General features: G+C 42.8%; 14 protein-coding genes and 1 pseudogene. 3 read left to right on the forward strand and 12 right to left on the reverse strand.

Going from position 1 to position 15,794, the window contains the following annotated elements:
• Window positions 1–116: 116 nt before the first annotated feature.
• On the forward strand, window positions 117–1,748 hold the full coding sequence (locus HMPREF2628_RS02410) for a Na/Pi cotransporter family protein (protein WP_070842229.1): 1,632 nt from the start codon (window positions 117–119) through the stop codon (window positions 1,746–1,748).
• A gap of 97 nt (window positions 1,749–1,845) precedes the next feature.
• On the opposite strand, the gene HMPREF2628_RS02415 is transcribed toward HMPREF2628_RS02410, so the two are convergent.
• Both HMPREF2628_RS02415 and pepA read right to left on the reverse strand, forming a co-directional pair.
• Window positions 1,846–2,142, reverse strand: a complete 297-nt coding sequence (locus HMPREF2628_RS02415; RefSeq protein WP_004260989.1) for a bacteriocin immunity family protein — start codon at window positions 2,140–2,142, stop codon at window positions 1,846–1,848.
• Between the two features lie 20 nt (window positions 2,143–2,162).
• On the reverse strand, window positions 2,163–3,227 hold the full coding sequence (gene pepA / locus HMPREF2628_RS02420; RefSeq protein ID WP_070842230.1) for a glutamyl aminopeptidase: 1,065 nt from the start codon (window positions 3,225–3,227) through the stop codon (window positions 2,163–2,165).
• A gap of 293 nt (window positions 3,228–3,520) precedes the next feature.
• Between pepA and galE the strand changes: the two genes are divergently transcribed.
• Window positions 3,521–4,519, forward strand: coding sequence for a UDP-glucose 4-epimerase GalE (gene galE, locus HMPREF2628_RS02425; RefSeq protein WP_070842231.1), 999 nt, complete (start codon window positions 3,521–3,523; stop codon window positions 4,517–4,519).
• A gap of 292 nt (window positions 4,520–4,811) precedes the next feature.
• Here galE and yidD read toward each other — a convergent pair whose 3' ends face one another.
• The 10 genes from yidD to HMPREF2628_RS02475 form a co-directional block, all read right to left on the reverse strand.
• A complete protein-coding gene (gene yidD, locus HMPREF2628_RS02430; RefSeq protein ID WP_070842232.1) occupies window positions 4,812–5,048 on the reverse strand; it encodes a membrane protein insertion efficiency factor YidD in 237 nt (78 codons plus the stop codon).
• Entirely contained in the window at window positions 5,048–5,770 is a 723-nt protein-coding gene (locus tag HMPREF2628_RS02435) for a pseudouridine synthase (protein WP_070842233.1), read from the reverse strand. Before HMPREF2628_RS02435 ends, yidD begins: the two co-directional genes overlap by 1 nt.
• Complete coding sequence (scpB, locus tag HMPREF2628_RS02440) at window positions 5,757–6,326, reverse strand: SMC-Scp complex subunit ScpB (RefSeq protein ID WP_061590224.1); 570 nt, start codon at window positions 6,324–6,326, stop codon at window positions 5,757–5,759. Before scpB ends, HMPREF2628_RS02435 begins: the two co-directional genes overlap by 14 nt.
• Before the next feature lie 18 nt (window positions 6,327–6,344).
• Window positions 6,345–7,073: a segregation/condensation protein A gene (locus HMPREF2628_RS02445; protein ID WP_070842234.1), complete on the reverse strand. Its 729-nt coding sequence runs from the start codon at window positions 7,071–7,073 to the stop codon at window positions 6,345–6,347.
• On the reverse strand, window positions 7,073–7,807 hold the full coding sequence (xerD, locus tag HMPREF2628_RS02450; protein ID WP_306806761.1) for a site-specific tyrosine recombinase XerD: 735 nt from the start codon (window positions 7,805–7,807) through the stop codon (window positions 7,073–7,075). The genes HMPREF2628_RS02445 and xerD overlap by 1 nt, the downstream gene beginning before the upstream one ends.
• Window positions 7,804–8,265, reverse strand: a complete 462-nt coding sequence (cbpB, locus tag HMPREF2628_RS02455) for a cyclic-di-AMP-binding protein CbpB (RefSeq protein WP_020902176.1) — start codon at window positions 8,263–8,265, stop codon at window positions 7,804–7,806. The genes xerD and cbpB overlap by 4 nt, the downstream gene beginning before the upstream one ends.
• Complete coding sequence (locus HMPREF2628_RS02460; RefSeq protein WP_020902175.1) at window positions 8,262–8,783, reverse strand: metallophosphoesterase; 522 nt, start codon at window positions 8,781–8,783, stop codon at window positions 8,262–8,264. Before HMPREF2628_RS02460 ends, cbpB begins: the two co-directional genes overlap by 4 nt.
• Entirely contained in the window at window positions 8,759–9,730 is a 972-nt protein-coding gene (locus HMPREF2628_RS02465; RefSeq protein WP_070842236.1) for a nucleoside-triphosphate diphosphatase, read from the reverse strand. Before HMPREF2628_RS02465 ends, HMPREF2628_RS02460 begins: the two co-directional genes overlap by 25 nt.
• Window positions 9,727–10,521 carry a glutamate racemase gene (gene racE, locus HMPREF2628_RS02470; RefSeq protein WP_000370378.1) on the reverse strand — a complete coding sequence of 265 codons (795 nt, stop codon included), beginning with the start codon at window positions 10,519–10,521 and terminating at the stop codon, window positions 9,727–9,729. The genes HMPREF2628_RS02465 and racE overlap by 4 nt, the downstream gene beginning before the upstream one ends.
• A 199-nt stretch (window positions 10,522–10,720) precedes the next feature.
• Entirely contained in the window at window positions 10,721–10,969 is a 249-nt protein-coding gene (locus tag HMPREF2628_RS02475) for a YneF family protein (protein ID WP_000364990.1), read from the reverse strand.
• A 329-nt stretch (window positions 10,970–11,298) separates the two neighbouring features.
• Between HMPREF2628_RS02475 and HMPREF2628_RS02480 the strand changes: the two are divergent.
• Window positions 11,299–15,794: pseudogene (locus HMPREF2628_RS02480) on the forward strand (SIALI-17 repeat-containing surface protein); the annotation flags it as partial.

The following is a 15,794-nucleotide window of genomic DNA, read 5'->3' on the forward strand; positions in this document are numbered from 1 at the left end:
GGCCCATTCTAACGAATTTTCTTTCTAAAATCTTAGCTTAACACTTGTTAGATTTACTTTTATCCTTTAAAATAGAATAGGAGAAATTCCGTTATTATTTTTCGGAGGAAAAAGAAATGTCCATTAATTGGCAGGAAATTTTATTTCACTTTTTAGGTGGTCTGGGACTATTCTTATATAGTATCAAGACCATGGGAGACGGTTTGCAACAAGCTGCTGGAGATCGCCTTCGTTTTTACATTGATAAGTATACTAGCAATCCCTTTTTAGGTGTTCTAGTCGGCATTGTCGTGACTGCCCTGATTCAGTCAAGTACAGGGGTTACAGTTATCACGGTTGGACTGGTCAGCGCTAGTCTTCTAACTCTTAGACAGGCTATCGGAATTATCATGGGAGCCAACATCGGAACCACAGTTACTTCCTTTATCATCGGTTTCAAGCTTGGTGAGTATGCTTTACCCCTGATTTTCCTTGGAACCATGTTCCTCTTCTTTACCAAAAATAGAACAGCAAACAATATCGGGCGCATCCTGTTTGGTGTAGGGGGAATCTTCTACGCCCTCAACCTCATCAGTGCCGGTATGAGTCCTCTTAAAGATTTACCACAATTCAAGGAATACATGGTAACCTTGGGACAAAATCCTGTGTTGGGAGTTTTTGCCGGTGCAGTGATTACCGTCCTCATCCAAGCTTCTTCTGCGACAATCGGGATTTTGCAAGGTCTCTATGCAGGCGGATTCCTGGACCTTAAAGGTTCTCTACCGGTTCTCTTCGGGGATAATATCGGGACAACCCTAACAGTTATCATCGCGGCAGCTGGAGCCAATGTCTCTGCGAAACGCGTTGCTGCAACCCACGTTACCTTTAACGTTTTAGGAACTATTCTTTGCTTAATCTTATTAGGTCCATTTACGTCTATGATTGAGTACTTCCAGGCACTCCTTCACCTCTCACCTGAGATGACCATCGCCTTCTCTCACGGTGCCTTTAACGTAAGTAACACCATTGTACAATTTCCATTCATCGGAGCCTTGGCCTACTTTGTAACCAAACTCATCCCTGGTGAAGATGAAGTTGTGAAGTACGAGCCACTTTATCTTGATGAGCATTTGATTAAACAAGCTCCATCAATCGCTCTCGGAAATGCGAAGAAAGAACTCCTTCACTTGGGAAATTATGCTTCTAAAGCCTTTGACCTTTCATACAACTACATCATTGACCTTAATGAAAAGGTTGCTGAAAAAGGACACAAGACAGAAGAAGCCATCAATACCATTGATGAAAAATTGACTCGTTACCTTATTACTCTTTCAAGCGAAGCCCTTAGCCAGAAAGAAAGTGAAGTGCTCACCAACATTCTTGATTCATCCCGTGATTTGGAACGGATTGGGGATCACGCAGAAGCCCTAATCAATCTGACCGACTATCTTCAACGTAAAAATGTTGAGTTCTCTGAAGCTGCTTTGCAAGAACTAGCTGATATCTATCAAAAAACCACTGGCTTTATCAGAGATGCCCTTGATAGTGTAGAAAACAATGATATTGAAAAAGCTCAAAGTCTGATTGAACGCCATAAAGAAATCAACAATATGGAACGTGTTCTCAGAAAGACCCACATCAAGCGCCTCAACAAGGGCGAGTGTTCAACACAAGCTGGTGTCAACTTTATCGACATCATTTCCCACTATACTCGTGTATCTGACCACGCCATGAACCTTGCTGAAAAGGTCATCGCTGAACAAATCTAAGATCCAAGAAGCTATCCTAAATGGGATGGCTTTTTTCTTTTCCTAACCAAGAATTGCTTTTCTAACATATAGAAAAATGCTTTGATTCACAATGGAATCAAAGCATTTTAAAGAGCTCCCCATACATAAGCGCAGAAGCCGCAGTTCCTCTGTACTTTGCTTCTTCTCTTTTGATAAAGCGAGCCAAGTTGAGCAACTCAGGTGCCGGATGTTTGGGATTCAGGAGCAATTCACGATTGACCAGGCCTGAGAGACGAACTGCCAGCAATTGCTCATTTGTAGTAGGCAGTTTTTTAGCAGTCTCTAGGAGAGCAGCAACTAAATCCTCACTCAAATCATGTCGAGCATGATTGTAAAGATCTTTTACAAGGCTTTCTAGGTTTGGTTCTACCATCCCTACCACCTCCTTATGGTTTAATAATTTTTAATCAAATCAACTGTTGAACGATCCAATTTTTTCACCAAGGCTTGCAAGAAAGCTTGCGCTTCTATGAAGTCATCCATAGCGTAGAGGGTTTGATGAGAATGGATATAACGAGCGCAGACACCGATTGTTGTAGATGGGACACCACCATTTTTCAGATGAGCTGCGCCAGCGTCTGTTCCGCCTTTACCACAGTAGTATTGGTACTTGATACCAGCTTCTTCAGCTGTTGTCAAAAGGAAATCCTTCATCCCTGGAAGAAGCAAGTGTCCTGGATCATAGAAACGAATCAAGGTTCCATCTCCAATCTTACCTTGACCACCGTAGACATCACCTGCTGGTGAACAGTCAACTGCGAGGAAGACTTCTGGATCAAACTTGGTTGTAGATGTATGAGCACCACGGAGACCAACTTCTTCTTGGACGTTAGAGCCAAGATACAGTTCATTTCCGAGTTTTTGACCTGACAAAGCTTCTGCCAGCTCACTTACCATGAGAACCCCATAGCGATTGTCCCAAGCTTTTGAAATGATATTTTTTTCATTGGCTGTCAAGATTGCAGAACTATCTGGTACGATGGTGTCGCCAGGACGGATGCCAAAGCTTTCTGCCTCAGCCTTATCCGCAAAACCACCATCAAAGACGATATCTGCAATAGCAGGCATGGTTGGTCCACCCTTACCACGAGTCAAATGTGGCGGAACGGAGCCTGAAATCACAGGAATTTCATGACCATCACGAGTCAAGAGTTTGAAACGTTGGCTGCTGACTACCATAGGATTCCAACCTCCAATTTCAACCACACGGAAGGTACCATCTGGCTTAATATCGCTGACCATAAAACCAACTTCATCCATGTGAGAAGCGACCAAGACGCGCGGTGCATCCGCAGCTTCTGAATGTTTAATTCCGAAAATACCACCCAAGCCATCTGTCACCACTTCATCCACGTGCGGTGTCAACTTTTCACGAAGATAAGCACGGACAGGCGCTTCATGACCTGAGATCGCAGCAAGTTCTGTTACTTCTTTGATTTTTGAAAATAATGTTGTCATTTCAGTTCCTTCTTTCTTTCATCCATTTTACCACTTTTTATAGGAGAAGGATAGCGGGAAGGTGGATTTCTAAATTAGTATCTTAGTCCTGCTCTATCTTAGAAAAAGCTTGTATTTTCTTGCATGTGAGGTGAAATCTAAGAACTATTCCAAGACCAACCAAACTATTAATTCCCAAACACAAAACAATTCAATGCTATATTTGTTCAGTTTTTCATGAAATTTGCAGAAAATAGTTGACTTCGCCTTCTTATTTCTTTAAAATAGTACAAAAATAGGAAAAGGAAAAAATCATGACCAAAACAATTCTTGTTACAGGTGGAGCTGGCTATATTGGCTCCCATACCGTTAAAGCTCTTTTAAATGCTGGCTATCAGGTACATGTTCTAGATAATCTCTCTACAGGAAATCGAGCGGCTGTGGATAGTCGTGCTAGCTTTAAACAACTGGATGTTTATGATGCTAGTGCCTTAAAAACTTACTTGGAAGAAAATCAGATTGATGCTGTTCTCCATTGTGCGGGTGAGATTGTTGTGAGCGAAAGTATTGAAAATCCAAGTAAATACTTCACTGCCAATGTTGCTGGTATGAACCAAGTTCTCAAAGTCTTGTCTGAAGTTGGTATTCAAAAAATCATGTTCTCTTCGACTGCTTCCCTTTATGGTAATAACTGTATTGACAAGCCAGCTACTGAAGATACCTTACTCGACCCTGTCAACCCTTATGCAGAGACAAAACTGATGGGCGAACGAATGATTTACTGGATGGCTAATCGCTACGATTGGAAATATGTCATTTTCCGTTACTTTAATGTAGCTGGGGCTGAAATGGATGCTTCAAACGGTCTGCGCGTAAAAAATCCAACTCATATTATTCCAAATATCAACAAGACCGCATTGGGACAAAATGATAGCCTAAAAATATTTGGAGATGACTACGATACACGTGATGGTTCATGTATTCGGGATTACATTCATGTCTTGGACCTTGCACAGGCTCACGTTAAAGGAATGAATTACCTCTTTCAAGAAGACAGTTCTTCTCAAATCTTTAACTTAGGAACTGAAAAAGGCTATACTGTCAAAGAAATCTTTAAAACTGCTGAAGAATTACTGAATCAAAAAATACCCCACGAAATTGTTGCGCGTCGTGCTGGTGACCCAGCTAGTGTCCTAGCAGACGCATCAAAAGCTAAACAATATCTTGACTGGCAAGCTAGCTACTCCCTCGAAGATATTATTTTATCAGATTATCGTTGGCGTGTTAAAGAAGGCAAAAACATTTTAGAATAAATAGCAGAAACATCAATAATAAATAAAAACACAGATAGATGGCACTTGATAAATACCAAGTATCATCTATCTGTGTTTTATACATTAGAATCCAATTTATACTCTTCAAAAATCTCTTCAAACCACGTCAACGTCGCCTTGCTGTATAGATGTTACTGACTTTGTCAGTTCTATCTGCAACCTCAAAATAGTATTTTGAGCTGACTTCGTCAGTTTCATCTACAACCTCAAAACACTGTTTTGAGCAGCCTGCGACTAGTTTCCTAGTTTGTTCTTTGATTTTCATTGAGTATTATTTTGAATTTCTCTTTAAAGAAAAATGATCTGGGACGGGGTCCTTACCTGTTTTCGACCAGGGATGGCAACGTAAAATCCGAGACAAGCCCATCAAAACACCCTTGAAGCCATGTTTTTCAATAGCCTCAATCATATAGTTGGAACAAGTTGGCTCAAAGCGGCAAGAGGGTGGAAAGGCTGGCGAGATAAAACGTTGGTAAAAGCGCACAGGCGCTATTAAAATTCGTTTCATTATTTCTTGGTTACAGCCATGGTGTGTAGTTGGCTGATTTCTTTTTTATTAAGACGACGGAATTCTCCTGGACGGAGTCCTGTCAAGTCTAGATGTCCGAAACGGGTCCGTGACAACTTATCTACTTGGAGACCGACAGCTTCAAACATCTTTTTAACCTGGTGGTTACGCCCTTCATGGATAGTCAACTGCACCACAGAGCGATTTTTAACTGGGTCCACTTTGAGAATCTCATAGACAGCCGGCTTGGTTTTCTTACCATCAATCTCAAGTCCACGGGTCAAGGGGCGGAGATTGTCCTTATTGGCCACACCTTTAACACGCGCAACATAAACCTTGTCAATCTCATTACGAGGGTGAATCATCTCATCCGTAAAATCCCCATCATTGGTCAAAATCAAGACTCCTGATGTATCCCAGTCCAAACGACCTACAGGGTAGATGCGCTCTTTCACGTTGGGCAAGAGGTCGACAACCGTCTTGCGGCCCTTGTCATCTGTCACACTGGAAATAACACCGCGTGGTTTGTTAAGTAGATAATAGACCTTTTCTTCGTTGTAGATAGGTTGACCTTCAACTTCGACCTTGTCGCCTGACTTGATAGTGGTTGCTAGTTCACGTACCACCTGGCCGTTAACCGTCACCAAACCTTGCTTAATCAGCTCTTCTGCTTTTCTCCTACTGGCCACACCTGCGTGGGCAATATACTTATTGATTCTCATCTTCTTCTATCCTTTCACCAAATAATTGGCTTTCTTGGGCTTGAATCTCAAGCTCATCAATCACTGGTAATTCTTCTAAATGGTTTATCCCCATGTAATCTAGGAAATAATCTGTTGTCACATAGAGGTTGGGGCGCCCCAACACTTCTTTTTTCCCGTCTTCTCGTATCAAGTCAAAGGCCTGCAACTTTGCCAAGGCCCCACTCGAGTTGACCCCACGGATGGCATCAATTTCTATCCGTGTGATGGGCTGCTTATAGGCAATGATGGACAAGGTCTCAAGGGCAGCCCGAGATAAACTCTGGTTGATAGGTGCCTTAGAGTATTCCTTCAAGATCTCTGAAAACTGAGGCTTGGTCACCAATCTATAAGCACCACCAGTCTCAATCAGGGCCAAACTGGAATCTGGGTCCTTTTCATACTTCTGAGATAATTTTTCTAAACTCTGTTGGATGCCTGTCGGTGGCAGAGAGAGGAGTTCGGCTAACTGGCGGACTCTAATCCCATCTTCACCCGCTACAAACAAGAGCGCTTCTATTTTTGCTAAAGTACTCATCTTTCCTCTCTATCAAGTCTAGCTTTGGGTCACTTGACTTTCTTCCTTCTTTTCCATGAGATAAATATCTCCGAAACTTTCCTCTTGCACGAGGATCAGCTCCTGGGTTTTGATTAACTCTAGGGTTGCCAAAAAGAGGGTGATGACCTCTTGGACATTCTGGGCTTCCTTGAACAAATCCTGCAAGCGCAATTGGTCTCGTCCAGCCAAGGACTCTTTCACGATAACCATCATGTCCTCAATCTTATACTCATCCCGCAAGATAGTCGTGTGATTCTGTGCAAACTCCTCTTTTTTCTTGGCTAGGATATTTGAAAAAGCTAAAAAGAGGTCAATGGTCGTCTTGTCATGAACAAGCTCCGCATCTTCGTAAATCAACTCTGTCGGTGCTTTAGAATAATACTGGGCCCGATCTTGGTGCTTGGCTTCCAACTGCTCACCCAAGAGCTTGAACTTGCGGTATTCTTCGATTTGAGAGAGAAGATCCTGCTCTAGGTCATCTTCCAAATCTGTCACTTCCGCTACCTTTGGTAAGAGCTTGCGACTCTTAATCAGCATGAGCTGACTGGCCATGACCATGTACTCACCCGTCACTTCCAGACGCATGGCCTGCAGGGTTGAAACATAGGCTAGGTATTGTTCAATGACTTCTGTGATGGGCACATCGTAGATATCCATCTGGTACTTAGAAACCAAGTGCAAAAGCAAGTCCAGAGGCCCTTCAAAATCTTTTAATTTAATATCCATTATCTATATTTTTCTAAGGTCAGGACTGTTTTTAATCCTAATTTTTTTGCAATTTCGTACAAATCGATCTTGTTTTCAATTTGTCGTAGAATGAACTGTTCCCGCAAGGCTTGGGCTGATAAGGCCGGAAAACCTTTCTCCTTGACAAAGGACTCTAGCTGACGAAAGGCCCACTGACGAGAATAGACTTTCCCTCCCCTTTCAAAGAGGTAGGTCTGGCCCATCAAGGGTTCTAGCTCTGAAAGCAAGCTCGTGGGAATGGTGACAATCCTCTGTTGAGAAGCCTTCTGGATTCTCAACACCTGAAAATCCAGATTGATATCCGCAACCTTTAGAGCTAATATCTCACTTGGCAAGAGTCCCATTTCTAGGATTAAGAGCGCTAGCAAGCGACCCTCTGAATAGTCACTTTCCTGCCAAAAAGAGGCTAAGTCTAGAATTTCTGGCTTTTCCGTCTTCTTTTCAGCTTGTTTGGCTAATTCCAAACGATAAAAGCTATCCACTTCTCCTTTTTGATAGAGAAAGTAGAGAAATTGGTTACAGGCCGAAATCTTTCGCTTCTGGGCGCTGATTTTTAGATTGGCTAGTTGGGCTTGGTAAATCTTGAGACTGGTCTCAGAAATCCGCTCGCCTACAATGTCTAAAAATTGCTCCAGATCATACTTATAGGACTGCTTGGAATTGGCAGACAAGCCCTGCTTTTCCTCTAAAAAATCTGAAATTCTGTCTCTCATTTGCATCGAATCTCATATTCCTTACTAAAGTCATGCAAGAGGGCATTCACTGCCTTGAGGATAGACTTGCGCGTGATAATCCCTTGGAAAATCCCTGACGCATCTACAACAGGCAAGAAGGACTCATCTACCAGCTTGTGCAAGACCTCCGTAATGGTAAAATCAGGCGAAACAACCGCTACATCCGTTTTGGTCATATGAACAATATCCGTATCCGCCATAATTTCTTGATTCAAGTCATGCTCCATCTGATAAGCCATAATATCTCTGAGCCCAATCGTCCCAACAAACTGTTTTTCATCTGTTACAACAGGAACACGGGTATAGGTCATCTGACTGAGCAAGAGGGTCGCGTGATCTGCATTGTGGGTATCAATTAACACAGCTAGATTTTCAGCAGGGGTCAAAAAAGTTTCTTCTTGCCCCAACAAGAAAGTCTCAAACTCCTTGGCAATCATCGGCTAAACTCCTTGGACAAGCCCGGATACACCTCGTGGTCTCGTGTCAAAAAGTCCACTTTGAAATAACTGTCATCAATCTCCACACGAGCATAGAGACATTCTCTGATGGTCCCACGTGGTTGACTGATAGAACCTGGATTTAGAAAGAGGGTCTTGCCTTCCATCCAAGCATTTGGCACATGCAAGTGACCATAGAGGCAGATATCGGCCTCTTCCTCCTGAGCCCAGTAGTCCAACTTTTGAAAATTGAAATTGATGTCAAACAAGTGACCATGGGTTTGGATAATCTTGGTCGAACCAAGCTCAGTCACCAAACGTTCTGGGTAACCTGCATAGAAGTCCATATTCCCTTTAACAACGCGGATGCCCTCCCAAAGGGGAGAATCAGGACGCAGTTCAGAATCGCCATTATGAAAAACGGCATCAACTTTGCCCACATAGCGATCACGGATTTCTTCCACAATCAAGCTATCGCCATGAGAATCGCTCATTACAATGATGGTTTGCTTTGCCATGATGGAAATACCTCCAAAAGTTTCTTAACGGCTAAGGCACGGTGAGATTGACTATTTTTTTCTTCAAGGGTTAATTCAGCTGAGGACTTGCCTGTCTCTCCTACAAGGAAGAGAGGATCATAGCCAAATCCATTTTCACCCTTAGGTTCAAAGTTAATGTATCCTGGCCAGTCTGCTTCAACAACCAAACTTTCCTTGTTTGGGCTGGCTACGACTAGGGTTGTATGGAATTGAGCCGAGCGGTCCTTGAGTTCAAAGACCATGGCCAATTCGTGCAAGAGTTTGGCATTGTTTTCACGGTCAGTAGCTCCCACTCCTGCAAAACGAGCTGACCAGACACCTGGCAAGCCACCAAGGACATCGACTTTGAGACCAGAGTCATCTGCCAAAACCATCTTGCCTGTTAATTGAGAAATAGTTTCTGCCTTGAGACGGGCATTTTCTTCAAAGGTCATGCCTGTTTCAGCTACTTCAGGCAGGTCAGGATAGTCATTAAGATTTTCCACATCGTAGCCTAACTTATCAAAGATAGCTCGGAATTCCTTAGTCTTGCCCTCGTTACGAGTCGCAATCAATAAGGTTTCTCTGACCTTGTTTGTCTCAAAGAAGGCTTCTACATCAACACCTTCTTTGGGTAATTCTACATGCAGGAGTTGCCCATTTTCAACCAAGAGCAAAGCCCCCTGACGTTGGATGACTTCCACATTTCGTCCCATTTCTTGGTTAAGGATATCTACCACAAAAGACAATAAACGGTAGCGAGAACCATAGCGTAAAACAGTAACTGAAATCGGGAAACCTCGTTCCTCGTCTCGAAAGATTTTGGCCAATCCAACCAGAGGGAAATCCAAGTCTTCATCAGTCAACGTCCGGACGCCACCAAAAATACTATAGGACCCGACATACCAGTCCTGGTCATCCTTGTATTCATAAATTTTATTTGTCATAATTCTACATGCTCCACATGAATCTCTTTTTCAAGCCATTCTTCACCAATTTGTGCAAAACTTTGGCTGCTGGCTGTTGTGTAAAAACGGTGATTAAGTGGTCCAGCATCGCGACCACGATTGATTTCAAAATAATTGAGTAAGACTGAGATGTCTCGTACGCACTCTGCCCCACTATCGATGAGCTGAACTTTTGGCCCCATGACATTTTGAATAATAGGTCTGAGGAGTGGATAATGGGTGCAACCCAAAATCAGGCTATCCACCTTTCCAACCAAGGGACGCAAGGTTTCATAGACCACTTTCTTGGTGACACTGGTTGACAGAGCACCAGACTCCACCAAGGGAGCAAACTTGGGACAGGCCAAACTCTCCACCTGTAAGTCCGGATCCAAATCATGGATTTTCTGACGATAGATGTCTGATTGTACCGTCATGGGTGTTCCAATGACTCCGATTTTCCCACCTTGGCTGGACTTGATAGCTGCCGAAGCTCCTGGCAAAATCACACCTAGGACGGGAATGTCTAGTTGAGCCTTGATTTCTTCCCAGACGACCGCAGTCGCAGTATTACAAGCAATGACAATCATTTTGACATCCTTGGTCAAGAGAAAGTTGACCAACTGCCAAGTATATTCACGAATTTGCTCAGCAGGACGGGGACCATAGGGCGCCCGCGCCGAATCTCCAATATAGACGATTTCTTCATGGGGAAGCTGGCGCATGAGCTCGCGCACAACGGTCAAGCCCCCGACACCCGAATCCAAAAAACCAATTGGTCGATTATCCATACAGTCTTCTTTCTAGTCTTTTTTCTGATTGATAGTTCATTATGATTACTTGTCTTTATGAACTGAAGAACAACTTCATCAACAACTATCTCTCTTAATCATAATCAAATATCAATAGAATGCAAGGAAAAAGTCTCATCCCTAAACCATAGCCAACATAGTGAGAAGTCTGGAACTTTCATCCCAGACTTTTCCTTATTTATTTTTTCTTTTTATTGTTAGCAAGGGCTGCCTTTTGTTGGCGGATGATTTGGTGGTAAACTTGTTGTACCTTAGCTTCGCTTGGTTTTTGACCATTTGCACTCAAAAGAGTACGAACTGCTTCAGCATTCAAACGTGGGTTGTCAGCGAATTCTTTTTCAATTTGCTTACGAACCAAGTACATTCCTCCAAGAGCTCCTCCTAGAAAAGCTAGCACAATCAATACAATTGCTAATAGTAAATCCATCATATTTCTCCTGTTTCTTTTTGAGTCTCTTTCATTATACCACAAACTAGCCACCCTGACCAGTTTGTTTTACGCTTTCAGAGATGAGTAGGCTGTAATTAAAGTTGGCTTATTGTTCTAGTCAAAACTAGAAAGAATATAAAAAATACACTCTCTTACCATTCGTTTCCTCCACTTTTTTAATACAAAACAATATCAAATATATATCCTTCTCTAATCCTCTTGACAACACTTCATTAGCTGGTAAAATTAGATTAACAATACAATATAGAAACAAAAGTTCGCCTCATTAAAAATGAAAGCGCTTTTAATTAATAAAGGAGGTTTCTATGGAAAAAATTTGGAGGGAGAAATCCTGTCGCTACAGTATTCGAAAGCTAACAGTCGGCACAGCCTCTGTTTTGCTTGGAGCGGTTTTTCTAGCTAGTCATACTGTCTCTGCTGATACTACTGAAGTAAAGCAAAAAAAGGCTACACTGGAGAAAACTACAGCTAAGACAGACACTATAACAAAAGCAAGTGAATCAACTGAGCATACACAGCCAAACGTGCCAATTGATCATACAAAACCAGTTCTAGCTAATAATAGTTCTTCTGAAAGCAAACCCGCTGAGGCTGATGTTACTTCTGCTACAACTAACCAAGCAAGTACTGAAGCTATTGTAAAACCTAATGAAAATAAGGAAACCGAAAAACAAGAACTACCTGTGACAGAACAAAGCAACTATCAGCTAAACTATGATAGACCAACAGCTCCTTCCTATGATGGCTGGGAAAAACAAGCACTCCCAGTTGGGAATGGTGAAATGGGTGCTAAGGTTTTTGGTCTCATAGGCGAGGAGAGAATCCAATACAACGAAAAAACTCTTTGGTCAGGTGGTCCGCGTCCCGACAGTACCGACTATAACGGAGGAAACTATCAGGAACGGTATAAAATTTTAGCAGAAATTCGTAAGGCTCTTGAAGACGGAGATCGCCAAAAAGCCAAACGATTAGCTGAACAAAATCTAGTTGGACCAAACAACGCCCAGTATGGTCGTTATCTAGCCTTTGGTGATATCTTCATGGTCTTCAATAACCAGAAAAAGGGGCTGGATACAGTTACAGACTATCACCGTGGTTTGGATATCACAGAAGCCACTACTACAACTTCTTACACCCAAGATGGAACGACCTTTAAAAGAGAAACCTTCTCAAGTTACCCTGATGATGTTACTGTTACTCACTTGACCCAAAAAGGGGACAAAAAACTTGATTTTACAGTTTGGAATAGCTTAACAGAAGATTTACTTGCTAACGGAGACTACTCAGCGGAATATTCTAACTACAAGAGTGGCCATGTTACGACAGACCCAAATGGTATCCTACTAAAAGGTACAGTCAAAGATAATGGCCTCCAGTTCGCATCCTATCTAGGAATTAAAACGGACGGAAAAGTTACTGTTCATGAGGATAGTTTAACGGTCACAGGGGCCAGCTATGCTACGCTTTTACTCAGTGCCAAGACTAACTTTGCTCAGAATCCAAAAACAAACTATCGCAAAGACATTGACCTCGAAAAAACAGTTAAAGGCATTGTAGAAGCAGCTAGGGGCAAAGACTACGAGACACTTAAAAAGAACCATATCAAAGACTATCAAAGCCTCTTTAACCGCGTCAAACTAAACCTAGGTGGAAGCAATGCTGCTCAAACGACAAAAGAGGCCCTTCAGACCTATAACCCTAGCAAAGGGCAAAAACTGGAAGAACTCTTCTTCCAATACGGACGTTATTTATTGATTAGTTCATCTCGTGATCGGACAGATGCCCTTCCTGCCAACCTACAAGGAGTCTGGAATGCCGTAGACAATCCACCTTGGAACGCTGACTACCACCTCAATGTCAACTTGCAAATGAACTATTGGCCAGCCTACATGAGCAATCTAGCTGAAACAGCCAAGCCAATGATCAATTACATTGACGATATGCGTTACTATGGCCGTATCGCTGCTAAGGAATACGCCGGTATCGAATCCAAAGATGGACAAGAAAATGGCTGGCTGGTTCATACCCAGGCGACACCATTTGGCTGGACTACTCCTGGTTGGAATTACTATTGGGGTTGGTCGCCAGCAGCTAATGCCTGGATGATGCAGAACGTCTATGACTACTATAAATTTACCAAGGATGAAAGTTATCTAAAAGAAAAGATTTATCCAATGCTCAAGGAAACAGCTAAGTTCTGGAACTCCTTCTTGCACTATGACCAGGCCAGTGACCGTTGGGTATCTTCTCCATCCTATTCACCTGAACACGGTACAATTACCATTGGAAACACCTTTGACCAATCACTAGTCTGGCAGCTATTCCATGACTACATGGAAGTTGCCAACCATCTGAAAGTCGACCAAGACTTAGTCACAGAGGTCAAGGCTAAATTTGACAAACTAAAACCACTTCACATTAACAAAGAAGGACGCATCAAGGAATGGTACGAAGAAGATAGTCCACAATTCACTAATGAAGGCATTGAAAATAACCACCGCCACGTTTCCCATCTGGTAGGTCTCTTCCCAGGTACGCTCTTTAGCAAGGATCAGGCTGAATACTTAGAAGCTGCGCGTGCTACCCTCAACCACCGTGGAGATGGTGGTACTGGTTGGTCTAAGGCCAATAAAATCAACCTCTGGGCTCGTCTCTTAGACGGTAACCGTGCTCATCGCTTGCTCGCTGAACAGCTCAAATATTCAACTCTTGAAAACCTTTGGGATACGCACGCACCTTTCCAAATAGACGGAAACTTTGGAGCAACCAGTGGGATTGCAGAAATGCTTCTTCAATCACACACTGGCTACATTGCACCATTGCCAGCCCTTCCAGATGCTTGGAAAGACGGTCAGGTTTCTGGTCTGGTTGCTCGTGGTAACTTTGAAGTCAGCATGAAGTGGAAAGATAAAAACCTGCAAAGCTTGTCCTTCCTTTCAAATGTCGGTGGAGACCTAGTTGTAGATTATCCAAATATCGAAGCCAGTCAGGTTAAGGTTAATGGTAAATCTGTCAAAGCAACTGTTCTTAAAGATGGCCGCATTCAACTGGCAACACAAAAAGGTGATGTCATTACCTTTGAACATTTCCCTGGTCGTGTAACCAGTCTGACAGCAGTTAGACAAAATGGCGTCACTGCCGAACTCACCTTCAACCAAGTAGAAGGTGCTACCCACTATGTTATCCAAAGACAAGTGAAAGACGAATCTGGCCAAACCTCTGCAAGCAGAGAATTTGTGACCAATCAAACCCATTTTATCGACCGCTCACTCAATCCTCAACTCGCCTACACTTATACTGTTAAGGCTATGCTGGGTAATGTTTCTACACAGGTATCCGAAAAGGCCAATGTCGAAACCTATAACCAATTGATGGATGACCGTGATAGCCGAATCCAATACGGTTCTGCATTTGGAAACTGGGCAGACTCAGAATTATTTGGAGGAACAGAGAAGTTTGCCGACCTTTCACTAGGTAACTATACAGATAAAGATGCGACAGCAACCATTCCTTTCAATGGTGTTGGCATTGAAATCTATGGTCTCAAATCATCTCAATTAGGAATCGCTGAAGTCAAAATCGATGGTAAATCAGTTGGTGAACTGGACTTCTATACTGCAGGTGCAACTGAAAAAGGTAGCCTTATCGGTCGCTTCACAGGATTGTCAGATGGTGCTCATGTGATGACTATCACTGTAAAACAAGAGCATAAACACCGTGGCAGTGAGCGCTCCAAAATTTCCTTAGACTACTTTAAAGTTTTACCGGGACAAGGAACAACCATTGAAAAAATGGATGACCGCGACCCTCGCATTCAATACGGATCTCAATTCAAAGATTGGAGCGATACTGAATTATATAAGAGCACAGAAAAATATGCGGACATCAATAACGCCGACCCAAGTACTGCTTCAGAAGCTCAAGCAACCATTCCATTTACTGGAACAGGTATTCGAATTTACGGACTCAAAACATCCGCTCTCGGAAAAGCTCTCGTGACACTGGATGGAAAAGAAATGCCAAGTCTAGACTTCTACACTGCTGGCGCTACCCAAAAGGCAACCTTAATTGGAGAATTTACTAATCTGACCGATGGTAATCATATTTTGACATTGAAAGTTGATCCAAATTCACCAGCAGGTCGCAAGAAAATTTCTCTAGATTCATTTGATGTGATTAAGGCTCCAGCTGTAAGCTTGGATAGCCCAAGTATCGCACCACTTAAGGAAGGGGATAAAAACATCTCTTTAACTCTTCCAGCTGGAGATTGGGAAGCCATCGCTGTGACCTTCCCAGGCATCAAAGATCCACTCGTTTTACGCAGGATAGACGATAATCATCTAGTTACGACTGGAGATCAGACTGTCTTATCAATTCAAGATAATCGGGTACAAATCCCTATCCCTGACGAAACCAATCGAAAAATTGGAAATGCGATAGAAGCTTATTCTATCCAGGGAAATACAACAAGCAGTCCTGTCGTAGCTGTCTTTACCAAAAAGGATGAGAAGAAGGTTGAGAATCAGCAGCCAACTACAAGTAAGGGAGATGACCCTGCTCCTATTGTAGAAATTCCTGAATACACTAAGCCTATCGGTACAGCTGGACAGGAACAACCGCCTGTAGTAAATATTCCTGAGTACACTCAACCTATCGGAACGGCTGGACAGGAACAACCGCCTGTAGTAAATATTCCTGAGTATACTAAACCTATAGGTACAGCCGGACAGGAACAACCGCCTACTGTTTCTATCTCTGAATACACTAAACCTATCGGAACGGCTGGACAGGAACAACCGCC

It is taken from the genome of Streptococcus sp. HMSC063B03 (assembly GCF_001836965.1).
Lineage (GTDB): Bacteria > Bacillota > Bacilli > Lactobacillales > Streptococcaceae > Streptococcus > Streptococcus pneumoniae_F.

Coding starts and splice junctions, on each gene's coding strand:
- HMPREF2628_RS02410 (WP_070842229.1), top strand. CDS start 117: ATGTCCATTAATTGGCAGGAAATTTTATTTCACTTTTTAGGTGGTCTG.
- HMPREF2628_RS02415 (WP_004260989.1), bottom strand. CDS start 2,142: ATGGTAGAACCAAACCTAGAAAGCCTTGTAAAAGATCTTTACAATCAT.
- pepA (WP_070842230.1), bottom strand. CDS start 3,227: ATGACAACATTATTTTCAAAAATCAAAGAAGTAACAGAACTTGCTGCG.
- galE (WP_070842231.1), top strand. CDS start 3,521: ATGACCAAAACAATTCTTGTTACAGGTGGAGCTGGCTATATTGGCTCC.
- yidD (WP_070842232.1), bottom strand. CDS start 5,048: ATGAAACGAATTTTAATAGCGCCTGTGCGCTTTTACCAACGTTTTATC.
- HMPREF2628_RS02435 (WP_070842233.1), bottom strand. CDS start 5,770: ATGAGAATCAATAAGTATATTGCCCACGCAGGTGTGGCCAGTAGGAGA.
- scpB (WP_061590224.1), bottom strand. CDS start 6,326: ATGAGTACTTTAGCAAAAATAGAAGCGCTCTTGTTTGTAGCGGGTGAA.
- HMPREF2628_RS02445 (WP_070842234.1), bottom strand. CDS start 7,073: ATGGATATTAAATTAAAAGATTTTGAAGGGCCTCTGGACTTGCTTTTG.
- xerD (WP_306806761.1), bottom strand. CDS start 7,807: ATGAGAGACAGAATTTCAGATTTTTTAGAGGAAAAGCAGGGCTTGTCT.
- cbpB (WP_020902176.1), bottom strand. CDS start 8,265: ATGATTGCCAAGGAGTTTGAGACTTTCTTGTTGGGGCAAGAAGAAACT.
- HMPREF2628_RS02460 (WP_020902175.1), bottom strand. CDS start 8,783: ATGGCAAAGCAAACCATCATTGTAATGAGCGATTCTCATGGCGATAGC.
- HMPREF2628_RS02465 (WP_070842236.1), bottom strand. CDS start 9,730: ATGACAAATAAAATTTATGAATACAAGGATGACCAGGACTGGTATGTC.
- racE (WP_000370378.1), bottom strand. CDS start 10,521: ATGGATAATCGACCAATTGGTTTTTTGGATTCGGGTGTCGGGGGCTTG.
- HMPREF2628_RS02475 (WP_000364990.1), bottom strand. CDS start 10,969: ATGGATTTACTATTAGCAATTGTATTGATTGTGCTAGCTTTTCTAGGA.